We start from the raw sequence: 18,108 nt of genomic DNA, 5'->3' as shown, positions 1-18,108 counted from the left end.
AACTAGCCTGACAATCTGCATCAATGACTTTGGTGGAAAATCAGGAAGACCGAGGTCGTCGAACCCTAGTTCATAAAATTCATCAAATGATAACTTTTCTAGGTTATTCGCTGTCGGCAACTTAGGCCTTTCAAAGGAAAAACTGCTGTTAATCATTGGAACGAATACCCTTAAAGTTACCCAAGAAGCTTTGTTCCTTGAATTGGAACCTAAACTTTACTTTCCTATCTGCAGCCACTGCATAGTCTTGATTTGCTTCTAAAGGGCCACGGCCCGAGATCAATACTTTTTCGAAGAATCGATGCTTGTTAGGGAAATCTAATGTGTTGATATAAGCGATAACACTATTAGCCCGTAGAACACTAAGTTCCATATTTCGTTCAAAAGCACCTTCGGAACTCGAGTGCCCTTCAATTACTACTCGAGTTACTTCATTCGCGGTATCTTCTGTCTGAAAAATCACTTTCGAATACACTGGAATAAACGTCTTTAGAAATGCCTTCCCTGATGTCTTCAGCTCAACATCATTTCGATCAAACAAAATTGAATCCGTAATAGATATGTCTCCTGTCTGAGAATCTGCATCCACTTCAATCCCCGCGGTATTCAGAGCTTCATTTATGCCTTGAATGATCATAATTCTAGTATTCTGGACTTGCTCTTCTGACTCAGATAGTTGAACCAAGGCACTGACTAAAAGCAACGCAAATATCATAAGGAGAACAGACATTAGATCTCCGACCGAGAGCCATACGCCTGATTCTTCAGCATCCGCTGTTTTAGGAGACGTTCTCAGCTGACGCATTATGCAGTTTCCTTATCTGACTCAAATTCTCTACGTTGAACTTGGGAGTTGATCAGGTAGCCAGCAGCTTGAGAAAGTTTGTTGTGGATCTTGCTCGCAGAGTCATCAAAGTCATTGAAAAATGTTTCAAAACTTTGATTCGCACGAGTAAAGTATTCATCCATAGCTTTTGGAAGATTCTGCGCAACATCGTTAAATGAAGCCGAAGCTGTTACATATTCTTTTTTCAACAGAGCAATCTGTTTACCCATAGACATTGCAGCTTCTTGTAATTCAGCCATTTTAGCTGCTTCGTTTAAGCCAATCGCTTTTGCAACACGCTCAACAACTTGAGCAGATGATTCTAGTTTCTGATACTGTGCTGTAAGTTCCTGAAGCAAATTGTGGCGCGTTTGATATTCTTCTTCGAATACCTTTCTAAAGTTTTCTACTACCCCATTTAAACCATCACGTTGTTTTCCTAAACTATCTTCTAGAAGATTGTTTTGTCGTTCAAAATAACCAGTTAGGTTTTCTTGATATTGTACTCGGAAGGATTCTAATTCTTTTTGAACCGTATCGGACATTGATTTCACCTTATTATCAATATCACCAAGACCTTGCTCTAGTTCTTGTTTAGCCGAGTTCATAACTGCGCTAGCTGTTTGACCAACACTCTCAATATTTGCAGCTTGCTGTTCGAATATCGATTGCGAGTCAGTAACCAGGTTACTAATACGGCTGCCAATATCCTCAAACATTTTATTTTCTTCTTCACGGCGTAGTTTTGACGAATGTAAGAACTCGTCTTGTGCCGTAGTAATCAAATGCGCTGCTGTTTCACCTGTTTTTGAGATAACATCACTTTGCGCATCAAAAGATGTAGAGATTTCATCAAGTAGTCCTTGGATACGCGTTGATACTCCGTTGAACAACTCTTTTTCTGCAGTTTGGCGTTGATTCAATGCTTCTTCCAAAGAATCTTTCATTCCTACAAACGAGCCAGCTGCAGTTTTAGCGCTCTCATCAAACGCTTCTCTTTGGTGATCCATTCCACTTACAGCCTTATCAAGCACTGCATTTACCTCAGATGCTATTTGCCCCATAGCACCTTGAGTTTCTTCATTAAAACTACTTAAGATAGATTTTAGTGACTCTGCAAACTCTTGAAGCTTACTCATAGTTTCTCGCTGAAATTCATTGATAGTTTCGACCGTCTCTGAGGTAGTTGTAACTACCCTCTCAACGTTCGAATTCAACTCTGTAGAAACTTCATTGCTCTTGTTAAGAGCCTCACTAGTCTTATTAAGCTCTTGAGTCACAGGCTCAATTAAACTAACTTTCATCTCCGAAACTAAAAGCTCCACCAGTTCTTTTTGGGATTGCTCTTTAATATCTTTTAGGCTACCCAGTTCTTCTTTTATAGCTTCTAGTGCAGGAGCCATGCTTGACTCCATCACATCAGAAACTGAAGACGACAACTTTGAAGCTATTGCATCTCCATCAAATGAAGTGCCCATATCTCTCATCACTCGCGATGCCTCAGACATAGTTTGACCGATGTCCTGTATAGCCTCGGCGAAACTCTGCTGTCCCTGATCTATATTATTAGGATCTGTTTGTGACATTTTTTGAAGATAATATACTGGACTAGCTTCGTAATACTGGGTTGAAATATCAGCAATAAAAGTATGCTGCTCCATGGACAGACGACTAGAATAATATTTCATCAATGCCATGAATGCAGCTGATGAGCCCAACCCAAACAAAGAAGTTATAAAGGCAGTTCTCATACCCATGATTAGCGTTACTGCTGAATCCATGAGAGCCGTAGAACCCCCTGAGATATCGAAGTCACTAAGACCTATAGTTATACCTAGAAAAGTACCAGTAATACCTATACTAGTAAGCAATGCTGGAATTAGTTTGTAACGAGTCGAATCATGAATAGGCAATAGATTAGAGATTGGTGACTTAGAGAGCCACAAACCATCTTTGGTTTCGATATGAAGGCCAGTGCCTCTAGGTGTATAAACAAGATGCTCTGATACCCACACAACTTCATCAGAAGAGAGTTCTTCAGTACGAACAACACTGTTTGGAAACTGTTCCTTCAAACCAGTGATGCGCTTAAGAAGAAGTCCTGAATACTTATTTGAACGAAATTCCCTGTAGCTAAAAAAGATGAAAATACCTACCGTCAATAAGCTCATTCCATACGTGATAATATCTGCCATTACTTAACCTATTTACTTTCGTAATTCAAAAAATATTCAATTTCAGCATCAGAGAAAATTTCTCGAGCAATTCTTTGTGGTAGATGCTCCGCATCCCTCTTTATTCGTCCATTAACCTCTTGCTCGCGCTTCAGCCGAACGCTATACATAATCTCATCGTGACCTTGGCTATCCGAAGCTACCCTTAAATACACATCATCAGGAAACTCTCTGAGTAACGTTGCTTGCAGAGAAGATTTCGTATCTCTTAATGATTTGGTTGCGACGAAATCTTGCCCAAATTCTTCTCTAGACAGTTTCCACGCATGATTTATCGTGACTATTCTTTCTAGAACTTTTTCTAATGTCACTTCCATATCTAATACCCTATTCGAACAATATTGAGCGCCTTAAGACTTATAGATTACGGTGATAAATAATACACCTAACCTGCGAGGGATACTGATCATTTTACGCCAACGTATCTAAACTATTTGATATACAAGCCTTAAAGTAATCATGCATATTTCTATGCGGATTAGTATCTTAGGTTATGTGCTAGTGCTCTATAGTCAGTAAGAAACTCATCAATCCCTATAACTCTCCAGCCAGTTTGAACAGCATCGGAAATATCATTTGAAGAAACTGCTATACCAAATTTATGTTTAGGCCAAGCAAGCTCTAAACGCGCTACGATGTCATCAAAATTATCGAAAACAAAATGGTTAACCTCTGGTAAAACGAGATGTACTTCTCTACACGCATGAAGCACACCATGAACACCTGGATCAGCATAATCAAATAGCTCTTGCCACCTTCCAAGATCAGTTAAAATGTCTTGTTTTCGCCTCAAGTCATTTATTATTTGTCTCTCGCGATGGCTCAATACCATATGGTCATGCATTGGTTCTTTGCTATGGCAATCTGCGCAAACTGCTTTAAGGTTTGAAGGATGATTATTCGATTTAACTCCACTAATGTGATGGACATGCAACAAAGATTTATTTGTTCGCATATCAACTCCACATTGCTCACAACCAAAGTTTCTCTCTACTCGATAATGAGATGAAACTCTCGACCAATCGTCTGTATATCCATCTGGAGGGCTATCAGATAAACGTGAAGGCATGTGTGGAAAAAAAGAGCTATATGTTGCAAAAAACTCTTTCATATCAAATCTTTGAACAATTTCCGATATCGAGTTTCCACTATTACATCCCTTGTAGTTCAACTTCCTTAAACAGTTTTGGCAAACCTTGAGCTTTGCTTGTGTTTCTCCGCGAACGGAATCAACTACAAACTCACCTGATGTTTGGTTCGTCACTACATAGCGCTCAAAACGACCACTAGCTCTCATTCCCTGCAAAGTTTTACAATCTGAGATGTGGAATCTTGCACTAGGTCCGTTTGCTTTTATATATAGGGTTACATGACGCCCCTTGTAGCTGAGTAGTCCAGACTCTAACTCTACATCTTTAAGCTCAACGTCTTTGCCTTCAGCTAACTCTAGGTCAATTTTATCCTTGTGAGTTTCCTGAAACTCTAGATTAAAAGTGCCTTTTTTTTCTGGCTGCATTTTATTGATGTTTGCCATAAGCGCGCTGAGGTTTAGTGTTAGTCTCATTTGGACCCCAGAATCTTCATTATTTGTTCTTCTGCGTTAGTTATTACACGAAACGAAACTCGACGAGAACGTCTTTCATCTTCAGTACCATCATCTCGCAGAACTAACTTGGAAGACGAGTAACCAACTGCAGCAACGTTAGCCTTAACCCAACCCGCATGCTCAACTCTTACTGGGTTCAATTCGACCATATAGTTCAATACCGCCCGAGTTCGAGACTGGGATAACGCCATATTCCTAAAATAGGCTTCATTTACCCCTGTATCATGATTCCAGCGGCTTGAGGTGTGTCCCTCGATTCTTATCTCTTGAATACTCGGTTTGTACTTGTCCAAAACTTCTAAATATCGAGGAATGAAATTGTCCAGTATGCTCTTAAATTTCGGTGTCAGATGACTACTCCCTTGAGCGAAAAGCACGTCTGGAGAAGTAAAGTTGAGACTAAGATCGTCACGATTAAGCTCAGCCCCCCAGCGATCAAGGTCTTCCTTAAACTCAGCATATAGAGCTTCGTATATAGCTTGCTGTGTCTCTTGATAGGTTTCCGCCACTTCTTTAATTTTGTCACGCTCAACTACCGCATCACGCATCAAAGCAACTGAAATAAAAAGAAATACCATCATCAAACCGGCCATAAGGTCAGATACTGACATCCAGTGCTCGCCACCATCACCGGTGCTTTTTGCTTTTCCAAATGTCTTATCCATGATTAAACAGCCACGCTAGAATTCATCACATTGGACATTTCGCGAACAAGACCACGATAGTCTCGAGTAAACTGCTGAGTAATGGTAGCTAAAGCTTCACCCATTTCATTCATGGTTCTGTTTATCTCTTGTTGCATTTGAAGGTCTAGTACTTCAACTTGTTTTTCTACCGCGCTACCCGTTTTGCCAACAGAATCTGTGATTTGGTTTTCCAAGCTGTCAAATGTACGTTGAATAGCATTTGCCTGGACTTTAAAGATTTCTTCTAATGTCAGCTCTAAACGATCTTGAAGTTTGCTTACAGCTGAATTCATTTCATTTTGAACAGCTTTGGTACTGGTCATTAGCTCGTGATTCGAATCCTTCAAAATTTGGCTAGTAAGTTTCGCTTCTTCTCTCATCTCACCAGAAAGACTTCGAATCTGATCTGTCATTTCAGTTTGAGCGGCTTGAGTGCTGCTAATAAGTTCTTGATTAGAGTCTTTGAGTACTTGCCCAGTTGCTTTCGCATCATCTTTAATGTCTGCAACTAGAACTCGTAGCTGAGCATTCAATTCGACTGTTGAGTCTTCAAGTTGTTGCTTAATCTTTTCAGCATTATCCGTTAAGTAGTCAGACGCGCTTTGTAATGCTCCAGATGCAGTAGTTACATTTCCTTGAATATCGTTTGATGCCTCAGCAAGACGACCTCCAATTTCAATCGCACCAGTATTAAGCTGTTCTGATACCTTCTCTGCTCCTTGCTCTAGATTTGTTCGCATAGTATCGACACTTTCTGTTGCAGTAGTGCTGAAGTTATCGATAATCTTCTGCGATTCAGACAGCATATTTTCATAGTGAGAAGAAGCCGCTTTCACTGAATCTCCAATCACAGACATTGTCGTATCCATCTGTTCACGGATCTGTGGCATTGCTTCAACCGCTTTATCTCTTAAATCTTTAAATGCTTCTAAACGCTCTTCTAACTCAGTAACTTGACCATGACCGAGTTCCATTACAGAGTGCAGTTTTTCCATGGTCTGTGGAATAGATTCCGCTCTCTCGCTAATGTGGGCAACAGATTGCTCTGTGGAGCTAATCGCATCTACGCCAAGCTGATATTTGTTTGCCATATCTTCCAGTTGAATACGGTAGTTTTCTTGCCAGTCCACCAGTTTTTTAACTGACTCATCTAAACGCTTAAAGTTCTCTCCAAACTGCTCTGTCAAATTGTTATTGAAGTCTACAATTACTTCTTTTAGGGCGTTAATTACCTGTTCAGTTGCGGATTTAGAAAGAAGATCGCCAAAGTGTTGTAGTTCTAACCAAAGCTGTTTTTGAAATGCTTCACCAAATTCTTTTTGCTGCTTAAAAGATTCCAACAATCGATTATTAGCGTCATTACTATCGATACGTAAGTTCTTGATCTGAGAAGTCAACGAGGAGTCCTCGTCGCCTTTAATTGCTTCGACTAACTCACGTGACGCAAGAAATTGTTTTTGAGAATATTCAGATTGCTCTTTGATTGCTTGATAGATCAATTCAGGTCCCACATCACCAGATTCTTCTCCATCATCTCGAGTAACATATCCATGCCAGCCTTTTAGTATGATAGACGCTAGCATTCCATAAAGACTGGTAAGAAATGCAGTCTTTAAACCGGCCAATAATAATGAAATTGAATTGTCTATGTCTTGCGGATTGAACTCCATCAACCCTATGACTATACCTGTAAACGTACCAAGAATACCTAAAGATGTCAGAAGGTTAGGGGCATAATTAATAAAGGGGCGATGTAAGTCTTTAGATGAAAAGTATATCGCAACAACTAAGATTAAAGTAATGATGGTCAAGAAGACATCAGAAATGGTAGCAGCGCTAAAACTACTGATTAGATTAGCAAGTGATTCAGACATGTAAAATTATTACCCGATGTTTTATGTACTAGTGTCGTACTCTCTCTGTTTGCTATATAGAGTACTTCGTAACAAGTTCTTTCGTATTTAGTCACTTTTTACCGTTTGCGTATCTAGCGCTCTAATAAGGTAAAAATTATCATGGATTTTCTTTTCAAAAAGCTCATAATTTTCAATTGCTTTCCAACTTTTTTCTTTGAATCCTTTCTCTCAAGAGTTTATTCACTATCCAATTGATACTTCTATCTTCTCTTTGTGCTAGATCCTGAATCTCTTTATAAAGGCTTTCTTCAAACCTGATGGTTATACGTGGTTTACTCATCACTATTTATCACCAAAGTGGTGCTCTCTGTATGTAAGTTGTTGGCAGTTCTTTATATAAGGAAGTGTAAAGTAATAAGCCTATTTATTTGTTATCTTTTCACGCCATGTAATAACAATTTGGTTCTTCAAAGACAATCATATCGTACTCAATACGCTAAATCTAGAGGTAATGACAAACTAAGTTTGAGCGAAGCACGTTAAGGATAGCAAGTGAAGCCTAATTAAACAGGAATAGTGATATAAGAAAGTTCCAGTTTTATTAGGTACTTTCTTTGGTTCGAATGGTTGTGACATAGTACATTTGGCCACTACACAGCTAACTGACCCAAAGCGGTGAAGGTACTGGTCCTTGCACAAATCAATCCTTTCTCCTGGTAGCCAGATATTGAGTACTCAGATATTTCGGCAATGACGGTTTTGTCTAACCCAAATTCCGTCACTGCCGACATTTGGGCTGCCTTAAAATCTTCTCGCCACATAAATGTGACTCAAAAATTTTCTCGCTTCGCTCGCTGTGTCAGGGTATCTGACACAGCGAGCGCCTAGAGCACACCGGCCCTCTCACGCTATCGCGCACAAACAGCCCGCAACAACATAATGCAAAAAAACGAAAATCATCTAAGGACGATTTTCGTTGTGTCTATCGTAGATACACCAGTGTAATGGACCGTCTGAAGTGTCCCAACTCTTGAGATACCGCTTCTAGTGCGTCATTGTAGTCGTGATGCCATTTCAGTTCTTCCATACGTCTTTGAGCATAGCTATGACGTAAGCCGTGCGCGCCATGACTCCAGCCAAGTCCTACATTGGATGCGCGTGAAAACGACTGGCTCCAACTTTGACCACCGCCCACATCATAATAAGACTTGTACACAACCGTACGGTCTTTCAAACGTCGAGGCTTATCAAGGCGTCTTGCTTCTAGTGAAGCCGCCAACTCATTCGGTATAGCCACCTCCCGCTTTAACCCACCTTTACCCTTCACAACATACATCTTGTGGTTGTTTTGAAGGTCTAAACCTGAAAACTTAACCGCAGATATGGGTCTATCGTCTGGCTCTAGCTCATCACGCCGTCTTAAGGTATACAGTTCATGTGCCCTCAGTCCGCAACTGAGTGCTAGAGATGTCGACAAGGCGTTCTTATCTCCCTGATGAGACTGAAGTAACTCTACTTGCTCTGGTGAGTACGCTCGTGAAGAAAGCAGCTCTATCTTTTCTGATTTGATGTCTGTGGGCAGCGTTTCATCTTTAGGCATGGCTTTGCTCATCACCAGCATCTTATTCGCCACTTCGCGAAACGTATTCAAAGCGCTATTACCCACCAGCACTGAGCGGTCAGTTAGGTATTCGATGGCATCTTGTTTAGTGGCATGTTTCAATGCCACTCCCTTCTCATTGACATACTCGGCGAACAACTTAAGCGCTCCAGTATAGTTGCGTGCGGTCCCATCCGATTTTACATCTCCGCGATTTTTCAGCTGATAGACCACATTGATGGCCTGCTGCTTTTGTTTTTCCTCGGGCGTGCGATTCTTTTTGGCTTGGTAGCCCTTATTGTTCTTCGTCTTTTTTTTCATGTTTCTTTCTCCATCGATAGACGGTAGAGCGTGCACATTCAACACCCTGCGCCTGTAACCAAAAATGAAGTTCAGTAACGCTTGCGCCCACTTTAATCAGTGACCTCAACTGAAACGCATACTTGTCCAGTTTTGATATATGCACTAACGTCTTATGACGAATGGTTTTGGCTTTACGTACTTCGATAAGCTCTTCCTTCGCGTCTCCAAACTCTAATTTTCCTCGTCTTCGTACTTTGTAAAGCTCATCCAGCGTTAATTTCTTCGCCATCACTTCTACCTCTTTTGTCGTTGTAAGCCTTCACACCCACACGTGCAATTGATGACTCACTACTCTCCGACTTCTCATGAAAGTAGCGTTAACGCCAACGTGCTGGATAAGCACAATTAACCTTCAGGTGGTTTATTCCATTTGTATGCGACAAATACGCCAATTTATACAGTTCTGTTCTGTTGCTTATCAGGTGTTCTGCTTCCCCTATGCCGAGGTATTCCACTACAGCGAGAAGCGATGATTCCGTGCTCATTACACACCTCATGTGGCCTGTTGAGTTCAGGTCAAAGCGGGTTCCTGACGTCAGTCTGGGCTTTGAAGTTCATGATTGTCTGCTCATGACACAGTCCCTGGTTACCTGTAGGGCCCAGTTAGTTTTGGAAGACATTTCCAAAAAAGTGATACAGCGAGTCTGACGTGAGTCAGGGCTGTCTTTGAGTGATGTCGTCACCTTAAGTGCATGTCTGCGCATGAGGGAGTTCCCTCTTTTAATCCGCCCGTTCTTCAACGAGGTTGCTTGTGATATGCCATAGAATCGGCATTCAAAACGGAGTGATGTTTTTTAAGTGGTTTAACTCGAGAAAGCATTTAATGGCTGTGGGGTAACAAGATTTAAGTGTTTGAGCGAGGGAAATATCGAACGAAAAAAAATAGAGGAAAGTCCCTTTTAGGCTATTTCGCTGGGAAAAGGGTTTGATAGGTTAAGTACAGCTGCAGCGAAACCCATTCAATAGTTTGAACAGAGGAAGTCATTATGAACACAACAACCATTCTCATCCTCCTATCTGACCTGAGTCAGATTGAAGGGCATCCTGTGATGCTACTGTCAGCATCAACACCTAACGGTAAGCAGCCACAAAACCTGTGTGCCTTGCTAACAAACTGTGCCAACGACATGAATAAACCTCTAATTAAGTTAGACGAAGTCAACAATGCTCTGTGGCTAAAGAACAATGGATTCAATGAAAAATGGAGACTTGTTGTCATAGCTATAGAGATTTCTCATATAGACATGAGCTATCGAGTATTTGGGCTATGGAAGTTAGACGCAGTGGAATCACGCAAGCAGCCTAAATAAAGAACATGAAGCACTCACACTATTGAGTGAGTGCTTCATAGTCCATATACGTGAGCATGCAATGACGATTGGAAGGGCTCTTTAAATTTAGCTTCAGTGAGCACTGAAGCTATGAAACACATAATTGGACAACAATGTGTTTGAAGATGAACGGCAAACCAATATTGGCCACTTTAGCCTGTACCCGACAAAACAGCGCAGTCGCGATCCGGGCTTTGAACTCAAACATGTAGGGGGAAGTTGAGAAAACACACGCCAGTTAACAAGGAATCAGAGCGGTCTAATCTCCGTAAAGCTCGCATAACTTCCTTACAACAACATACTCGTGAACTCAAAGTGGGAATACTATCCTACTTGGATGAGTGACTGGCAATGTTGCGTCTCATTCGTTCGCTAGAGTATTGTTCTAGCGTTAAAAAACCTTGTAAAAGTCGTGAATTTTTTCAATATTTAACCCAAACTCTAGATCGTAAACATAAAAACGTATTCCCATTAATAGGAGAGACACTATGAAAACGCTGCATCTTGCAATGATCACTGCAACTGCGCTATTGACTTTGACTGCCTGTGAGTCAATGTCTACGACCAACAACATGGACGGCAAAGATATGAATGCCAAACAAGAGATGAGCGATAACATCGAGCAACAGGAAATTGGTTCATTGATGGGGCATCCACTGCGCACTTACACTAGCGGATCAATGCTTACAATGGATCACAACCCCGATCGCGTAAACATTGAAGTCGACTCAGAAGGGAAAATCGTCAAAATTTGGAAAGGTTAGGATAGAGGAAATTTTCACTAGATAGTAAGGCAAGTCAAATTGCGACAATTGATATCAAGTTTCATCTTGCTCTAGCTTATTACGGGGCAGATCCGAGCTAGTCACATCAGCTAGCTCGGAGTTGGACAAAGCCGAGTTACGAACCAAAGAACACTCAGACTTTTCGAACTACTTCTCATATTGCAGTTCTGTACTCAGTATAAGTAAAGGTGGCCAAACTTAATTGGCCACTATACAAATATCTATGAGGAAAGTCGCATAACCAAACGATATCTCTCACAAAATATAGACTGTTAATATGGGGAGAATTGAGATTTCATATCTTCCATCCCTTGTTTGGCTCTATCCTGTCTAGCTACATTACCTCGAGGCCCATCATCTGTCTGAAGAAACTCCCATTCACCCTCTACAATCTTGTAACTATCCCAGGTCGTTGCATCTACTTTAATATGAAGTCGAGTTCTTTCTTCATCATATAATGAGTGCCTAATTCCGTGCTCTACAAGAGCTGTTACAGCGCCCTCTACGTTGTAATAAGTAACATGGTAATAGGTCGAACTTATCCCGCCTAAAATCTGAGCATAGTAAGTTGTGTAAGCAGAAAGAACTAAATCTTGGTTCGCATCATATAAGACAGAGTGGTAAATACGTCCCTCATCTCTTCTATAGCAGTCATTAAAAATTGTTTCCCTATCAATAGAGTAAAGCCCCATATTACCTTGATAGTTAAACGCTATCGCATCCTTCTCGCATACCTGACCTTCTTGAGAAAACTCAATTGGGGGCTCAACTGGAAATTCGGGTACTCCTGGATCAACAGGTTCGCCACATTCTGGGCAGGGCCCTGGCTCAACAGGTGGTAGCGGTTCGGTGCCATTACCCGGAGGCAAAACTAATGGTAAGTCTGGTAATGGAGGTTGAATGGCTTCACATTCATCACAAAGTTCTGGTGGAATAGGAGGTAAAATAGGTAGACCAGAACCCGGCGGTAACGTTTCTGGAGGAGGGGTTGTAGGGCCATTATCTCCACTATCTGAGCCTCCACAGCCACTCAAACCAGCCGCAACCATAATTAGAATTAATTTTTTCATTTTGCTACTCAGTAATTTACTTTTGAGCGCATGCTATCATTACCATGCATATCTGATATTACCAATTTGCGTCATCAAAATTTCAAACCTCATATCAAGTAGCTTTCTTTAAAAGACAACTAAGCAAGTTTAAGTTGTGATAACTTGAATATTTATCAGGCCTTATTGCATAACCAAGAAGGTAACAAAGCAACTTGAGCCAAGTATTTTGCTCAATAAACGCCTGACTTCCTGTTTAACTGGGTTCTTGAGTGAACTGTATTGGATTAACAGATTTGGCTACATAGCTAAAGTTTTGCCATAAAAAAAGTATGGTAGACGCATAGACTGATATGAGGTAGAAAAGCCAGTGTAAAACATAACGAAGCAATTCTGTGTTATATGTGTTGCTAAATTAGCATTTGACAGAATATTTAAATATTCAATATTTTCTAATGTAGCGGCCAAATTCAGTCAACTACTACAATATCCTTAACAAGGTCCAAACCAATCGATAATTCAATGAAATTCATCACCGACATAAGAATATCTAATATTCCAAATATTGTAAAAGCAATATGAAACAATAGTGAATACATACCACTACACAGTGGCTCAAGTCAATCTATCACTTATGGGGTTAGAGTTAATCACTATGAATTCGCCGTGTTTTATCCTGTTATCTATGTTTTTTTTGTTGTTTTCTCCTTTTAGTCTTAGCTATGAAAAAGATACAAATAGAATAGATGAAATAATATCTGATTTTAGAACAGGAAATATAGAATCGATTTCCAAACAAGTTCACTATCCTCTTAACAGACCGCACCCATTAAAATCGATTGGAGATAAAAATGAGTTCCAGGAAAGATTTTTTGAGATTTTCGATGACACATTTTTAAAAGACATCATAGAGTCTAATTCAAATTCTGACTGGTCAGCCGTTGGTTGGAGAGGAATAAGTATGCATAGTGGAAATATATGGCTTAATTATGATGGTCAAATCAGCGCAATTAACTATAAATCCCCCGCAACTAAGGTACTTATTGAGCAACAGAAGAATGCAAGTATTCTTTGGTTACACTCTAGTGTGAAAGAGTTTGATAGAAACATAATTAATTCTTCAACTAAAGATTATTATATCAGGATTGATAGGCAAGCAGATAACTCCATGAGATATGCTGCTTGGGAAAATAATAAGAGCACACTTGAAGAGCCGAGTTTAGTCTTGAAAGAAGGGAAAAAGATATATGAAGGAAGCGGTGGCAATCATAAATATGTTTTCATAAATGAAGATTACAAATATATATTTTACGTTACAGTATTAGGTAAAGTTAACGACATGTATCTAGAGGTATATAAATCTAACACCAGAATATTACGTCAAAGAGTTGAGTAAAATTAATCACCTCAGGTTAAATATACATGCATAAAATAAAGATGAGAAAATCATAAGATATTTAGAATTATTCTTGGTAATTTAACTAGTGATGGATGTGAACAATATACTTAGTAAATAAAAGGAATATTTCCCCTCCCACTTCGTGCTCTTCAAGGTTTATTGACTCTATTTTCAATCTCATGGATGCACCACTAACTTCACCCGGTTATACGTGTCTCAGCAATCGTTCTAAGACGGTACAAGCTAAGTATCGTAACAAATCGCGTGGTCCACCAGTACGTCACATCGCTATCGATTCTACAAGACTTAAAGTTTTTGGTGAGAGCGAGTGGAAAACCAGAAAGGATGAGAATGAAAAGCGTAGGACGTGGCGCAAACTACATCTTTCCGTCGATGTTGATACTCATGAAGTCATCAGCGCTGAAGTTAGTCTTGCCAATGTAGGTGATAGCGAAGTGCTACCAACGCTACCTAACCTTCTTCGAAGGCAGGTAGATGCAGTATCAGGTGATGGCGCTTACAATACAAAAGAGTGCCATAAAGTGTTAAAACGAAAAGGCATCAAACCATTAAAGCAGTCTCACAAAAATTCTGGGGTATGTGTAGATAGACATCTACGAAACGTAACCCTGATGCACTACAGAATGACACTTTAGCGCAATGGAAAATCGATTCAAGTTATCACGACCGCTCTTCATCTGAGACAGCAATGTCTCGATATAAAGAGCTTACTAGTGATCAGCTAAGTTTGAGAAATTACAATGTTCAAGTTGGAGAAGCGCTTGCCAATGTCAAAACCATGAAAAAAGTCATAGGACTAAGTATGCCCGCTAGAAACTAGAAAAGATGCCTTAGGAGATAGATCTGTTTTCAGACTGATTTGATCAACCAAGCCATTTTACAGAAGCAGAGATTATCTATTCAAAGATTCTCAGAGAACTGGCTTATATTAAAGGTAATGCCGAATTGATAACCAAGTTCGACTGCATCTATTTTATTGGTCCAAGCATTTTTCAAAGGCTCATGATCCATAAGGTCAATTAGACACAACCCGTCAGAATTTATAGAAAGCCCTCTTCCTCCAGCCTCATCCGATCCTTTTATGGCTGCTTCAACATACATAAAATACCACATATCCCAATCTATAGTGCTATGTGGTAACGGAGTAGCTTCTGAAATTTCATTAGCCAATGGTCTTGAATTAGTTGCTTTGACGAAAGGGGTAATTAGTGCGATCGCTCTTTCTCGCACTACATCATCTGTAACACCAAAGCCATACAAACGCCCATTAAATAAGATCTCATCAGAAATTACCCCAATGAAATTGGTACACGTGAGTAATAAACGATCACTATTTACCGCATCGCCGTCCCGCTCATAGCGTTTTGCTACGAAAAAAGAAAGAGCAAACATTGCAATCATTAACTGATGCGGCCTTGTTCCAAAAGCTCCTGATAGCATTAACTCGTTGCTATTCCATGCTTCTTGTACAATTTTCGTTGCTGCATTCGAAGGTTCTACACCATACAATCCAGTGTCACAACCAAGGTTAATCTGCGCTTCAAACTGTTTCTGGATAATCACAGCGGCTTTCGATTTATATAGATTATTCTTAATAATTTTAATCACAATTATGCTCTCTTATTCTTTTCACGGTATTACCTGATTAACTATCTAGAAATTAACTTACATACTAATTTTTATTTATTGTTTTATAGGTGTAAGTTTTACTTGTTGATTGCATTTAAAACATCAACTCTGCTAGTTAATGATGAAATCTCACTAAACCTAATCATATTGTCAGCAGATAGCTTTTCCCATTTCTCTAAGTACATATCATCTGTTGGCTTTTCATTATAATCGAAAATATCAAACTGACTTTCATCCAAACGTAATGTTTGCATTTTTTTTGTTATAAAATTAACACTTTGATTTAGCGATAATATCGCATTTCTATACTCAGTATTTTCAAAACCAATTAATTCTAAATCATTTTTATTATAACGAAAGTTGTACTCCCAAGAACCATATCTACCGTGAAAGTATTTAACATAAAGATTACCACCCTTAATGTTAATTTCCATTTCTGGAGGGAAATAAAATCCGCCGTCTTCATTTTCAGATTCAAAACAATCTAGATTGCTAGTTAGAACAGAGTAACTCCCTAATTCATCTGTAAGGACTATCATCCCTCGCCTATTTCTATCTACAACTTTGCCAGAACCATTTTTTATTAGTTTTTCTTTTAAAGTCCCTTTAATTAATAGGATGTGCTCGTCACGCCCATCATTAGTTAAATCACCAAGAATAACCTTGGATATTTTATGATTTTCTGGTACAGAATCTGATAAATGATAAAAATTATTTTCTTTAGCATATGATGAGCTTATATTTATTAATAAAGAAACAATTACTATCTTTGTTTTTTCTTTTGCTATTCTTTTAAACACCGATTGTTATACCTATAAAGAAAATTAAACCAATAATATTATTGGTTTTTTAATGATACATTATTATTAGACTCATACGCCTTTAGGTATGCACAATTAACTTTACCTATAATTGCAGTCACTCTGTACAATTATTGCATATTACTATCATAGATTTGGAATATGCAATATTCCAATGTGCGTGCGCTTATTGTCCGGCATTATTGCTAATTTAATTTAGTTAATTTCGGAGATTACAACCTGATCTAAATACGGGCATTATCACTATCTTCTCACGTCTAATATTCCCTGCAAAACAAGCAACTAGAAATACTACACTAAAGATTCCCGATTTCAGATAATAACTGCGACATTCATGGAGAGGTGTAGAAGAGGAAGCCAACTGCCGAAAGTGGTATGCTCTTCTCGCCAAAGAAACAAGCAGTACTACCATGAATTATCAGCTGTAGTGGATTAACAGATTTGGCCTCATAGCTAGAGTTTGTGCCACAAAGAGAAGTATGTCAGACGACAAGCCCGATATGACTCAGGAAAGTCAGCGTAAAACATAATGGGGCATAAACGTTTTAGAGCAATAAACTAAGGCGCTTATATCCCAGAGCTACTGATTCTAACCGGCGCAACATCCTTTCTAGGCAATTCAGAGTCCACTACGATATTTGACTGACTAAAACATTAGTCTCAGCCTGGTTTAATTTGCAATATAGGTATGTATTTTTGTATTTCGGCTGCGCCTTCCCCTACCCAATCATAAGTACTTCTCTTATGACTTAGGCACGAACTTGGTCACAATCCGTTGCTTTTTTCCTACTAGCATTTCGGTCTGCCCTGCGCTGTGTGTAAAGCTTTCGCCCCTACCCCAGTCACACAATCAGTAGTTATTCTCATTGGCTGCTAATCCTCACCTAGCAGATATAGTGAGGCAACGTATTACGTCATTTAGCTACTGACCTTTACTTCCACCATAGGGGTTACCTTGATTCGGCGGTGGCGCACATATCTCTATCCAAAGCATCTTGATTCCAAATAGAGTGTAGAGTGACGGGGAAGGCTAACTTCGCGCAACTCAAACTGAATAATTCAGCTTGCACCTACTTCGTTGTAGGTGTTTTGGTGTGGCAGGAAAAAAGTGTCATGTTTTATTTCGGTTTAATGATAAGAGCAATTAGAAAAGCACTAAGACAAATTAAACATCACACTATAAAATTGCATCGCTTAGAAAAACCCTTTGTTCCAAATTTCAACCTACCCTAAGGCAATAAACTATCTGCGCAATACTCCCCATAGCCACTCGACCTTGATGCATTTCCAGCAACCCGTATTTGCCTTGTAGCTAACCAGAATCACTTTTCCTAACGGCTAAAACAGGAATATTTGAGAAACGACTCTCAAGATTTGACACAAAAAATCATTCATGTTCCCAATCATGATTCAATTCCCCCTGCACACACGATGTGCTGAATCAGCAGTAAATACTATATATACCAAGATCAATAAACGTGATTGGCACATATAGTAGCTGATTATCCCGTCACTAAAGACTACTTGCTCACAAGCTTGGTGACTTTCGCTAAAAGTATTCTGGAGTACTCTGTAACAAATGAAGAATAAACAAAAAAGGAATCTATGATGCTAAGCCATTTAATCACTACATCAGTCCCATTTGTAACCTTTGAGGAATACAGCAGGCTTACAGGCATTCCCGTAAACACTGTCAAAGATTATGCGCGTCGTGGACTGATTATCATCAAGACTAAAGATCGTCCAGGCGAGAAGCCTCTGGTTAATATGGTGGCAATGAGGGAACTTGCCGCTAGAGAGGCACTAGAAAAGCTGGGTAGCAATCAAACAGCCATCTTATAAGGCATTGGTGGCTAGAGTTCTCATTCTGAAATGACACCAGTATTTAAAGCAATCAGAGAA

Annotated in this window: 17 protein-coding genes and 1 pseudogene; 5 read left to right on the top strand and 13 right to left on the bottom strand. The window is 39.6% G+C overall.

Annotation, left to right across the window (positions count from 1 at the left end):
- Positions 1–148: 148 nt before the first annotated feature.
- The 10 genes from OCU48_RS14320 to OCU48_RS14275 all read right to left on the bottom strand — a co-directional run bounded on the left by OCU48_RS14320 (position 149) and on the right by OCU48_RS14275 (position 9,400).
- Positions 149–805: an OmpA/MotB family protein gene (locus OCU48_RS14320; protein WP_141345756.1), complete on the bottom strand. Its 657-nt coding sequence runs from the start codon at positions 803–805 to the stop codon at positions 149–151.
- Positions 805–3,021, bottom strand: coding sequence for a chemotaxis protein (locus OCU48_RS14315; protein ID WP_141345754.1), 2,217 nt, complete (start codon positions 3,019–3,021; stop codon positions 805–807). The genes OCU48_RS14320 and OCU48_RS14315 overlap by 1 nt, the downstream gene beginning before the upstream one ends.
- An 8-nt stretch (positions 3,022–3,029) precedes the next feature.
- On the bottom strand, positions 3,030–3,377 hold the full coding sequence (locus OCU48_RS14310) for a hypothetical protein (protein WP_141345752.1): 348 nt from the start codon (positions 3,375–3,377) through the stop codon (positions 3,030–3,032).
- A gap of 161 nt (positions 3,378–3,538) precedes the next feature.
- A complete protein-coding gene (locus tag OCU48_RS14305; protein ID WP_141345750.1) occupies positions 3,539–4,624 on the bottom strand; it encodes an HNH endonuclease signature motif containing protein in 1,086 nt (361 codons plus the stop codon).
- Positions 4,621–5,331: an OmpA family protein gene (locus tag OCU48_RS14300; protein WP_141345748.1), complete on the bottom strand. Its 711-nt coding sequence runs from the start codon at positions 5,329–5,331 to the stop codon at positions 4,621–4,623. The genes OCU48_RS14305 and OCU48_RS14300 overlap by 4 nt, the downstream gene beginning before the upstream one ends.
- Before the next feature lie 2 nt (positions 5,332–5,333).
- The gene (locus tag OCU48_RS14295) at positions 5,334–7,226 is read right to left on the bottom strand and encodes a MotA/TolQ/ExbB proton channel family protein (protein WP_141345746.1); all 1,893 of its coding nucleotides are present in this window, start codon (positions 7,224–7,226) and stop codon (positions 5,334–5,336) included.
- Positions 7,227–7,398: 172 nt separating this feature from the next.
- On the bottom strand, positions 7,399–7,548 hold the full coding sequence (locus OCU48_RS14290; RefSeq protein WP_141345744.1) for a ribbon-helix-helix protein, CopG family: 150 nt from the start codon (positions 7,546–7,548) through the stop codon (positions 7,399–7,401).
- 310 nt (positions 7,549–7,858) lie between these two features.
- Positions 7,859–7,999 carry a hypothetical protein gene (locus OCU48_RS14285; protein ID WP_167496188.1) on the bottom strand — a complete coding sequence of 47 codons (141 nt, stop codon included), beginning with the start codon at positions 7,997–7,999 and terminating at the stop codon, positions 7,859–7,861.
- Between the two features lie 191 nt (positions 8,000–8,190).
- Positions 8,191–9,129 (bottom strand): site-specific integrase, encoded by a 939-nt coding sequence (locus OCU48_RS14280; RefSeq protein WP_141345742.1) that lies wholly within the window; start codon positions 9,127–9,129, stop codon positions 8,191–8,193.
- Positions 9,104–9,400, bottom strand: a complete 297-nt coding sequence (locus OCU48_RS14275) for a hypothetical protein (RefSeq protein ID WP_141345740.1) — start codon at positions 9,398–9,400, stop codon at positions 9,104–9,106. The genes OCU48_RS14280 and OCU48_RS14275 overlap by 26 nt, the downstream gene beginning before the upstream one ends.
- Positions 9,401–10,157: 757 nt before the next feature.
- Here OCU48_RS14275 and OCU48_RS14270 point away from each other — a divergent pair.
- A complete protein-coding gene (locus OCU48_RS14270) occupies positions 10,158–10,481 on the top strand; it encodes a glycoside hydrolase family 32 protein (RefSeq protein ID WP_141345738.1) in 324 nt (107 codons plus the stop codon).
- Between the two features lie 509 nt (positions 10,482–10,990).
- Positions 10,991–11,266, top strand: a complete 276-nt coding sequence (locus tag OCU48_RS14265) for an I78 family peptidase inhibitor (RefSeq protein WP_141345736.1) — start codon at positions 10,991–10,993, stop codon at positions 11,264–11,266.
- A 293-nt stretch (positions 11,267–11,559) separates the two neighbouring features.
- Here the strand turns inward: OCU48_RS14265 and OCU48_RS14260 are convergent, their stop codons facing one another.
- Positions 11,560–12,357 carry a hypothetical protein gene (locus OCU48_RS14260; protein WP_141345734.1) on the bottom strand — a complete coding sequence of 266 codons (798 nt, stop codon included), beginning with the start codon at positions 12,355–12,357 and terminating at the stop codon, positions 11,560–11,562.
- A gap of 568 nt (positions 12,358–12,925) precedes the next feature.
- Between OCU48_RS14260 and OCU48_RS14255 the strand changes: the two genes are divergently transcribed.
- Positions 12,926–13,732 carry a hypothetical protein gene (locus tag OCU48_RS14255; protein ID WP_141345733.1) on the top strand — a complete coding sequence of 269 codons (807 nt, stop codon included), beginning with the start codon at positions 12,926–12,928 and terminating at the stop codon, positions 13,730–13,732.
- A gap of 117 nt (positions 13,733–13,849) precedes the next feature.
- A pseudogene (locus OCU48_RS14250) lies at positions 13,850–14,576 on the top strand (IS5 family transposase); the annotation flags it as partial.
- A gap of 80 nt (positions 14,577–14,656) precedes the next feature.
- On the opposite strand, the gene OCU48_RS14245 reads toward OCU48_RS14250, so the two are convergent.
- Both OCU48_RS14245 and OCU48_RS14240 read right to left on the bottom strand, forming a co-directional pair.
- Positions 14,657–15,364 carry a hypothetical protein gene (locus tag OCU48_RS14245; RefSeq protein WP_141345731.1) on the bottom strand — a complete coding sequence of 236 codons (708 nt, stop codon included), beginning with the start codon at positions 15,362–15,364 and terminating at the stop codon, positions 14,657–14,659.
- Positions 15,365–15,462: 98 nt separating this feature from the next.
- Positions 15,463–16,185, bottom strand: a complete 723-nt coding sequence (locus tag OCU48_RS14240) for a hypothetical protein (RefSeq protein WP_141345729.1) — start codon at positions 16,183–16,185, stop codon at positions 15,463–15,465.
- Between the two features lie 1,629 nt (positions 16,186–17,814).
- Between OCU48_RS14240 and OCU48_RS14235 the strand changes: the two genes are divergently transcribed.
- Positions 17,815–18,048, top strand: coding sequence for a restriction endonuclease subunit S domain-containing protein (locus tag OCU48_RS14235; protein ID WP_141345727.1), 234 nt, complete (start codon positions 17,815–17,817; stop codon positions 18,046–18,048).
- The last annotated feature ends 60 nt before the right edge of the window (positions 18,049–18,108 follow it).

The organism is Vibrio inusitatus (assembly GCA_024346935.1).
GTDB classification, from domain to species: Bacteria; Pseudomonadota; Gammaproteobacteria; order Enterobacterales; family Vibrionaceae; genus Vibrio; species Vibrio inusitatus.
Note: the sequence above shows the minus strand (reverse complement) of the source record. Positions and strands in the feature narration are given on the sequence as shown.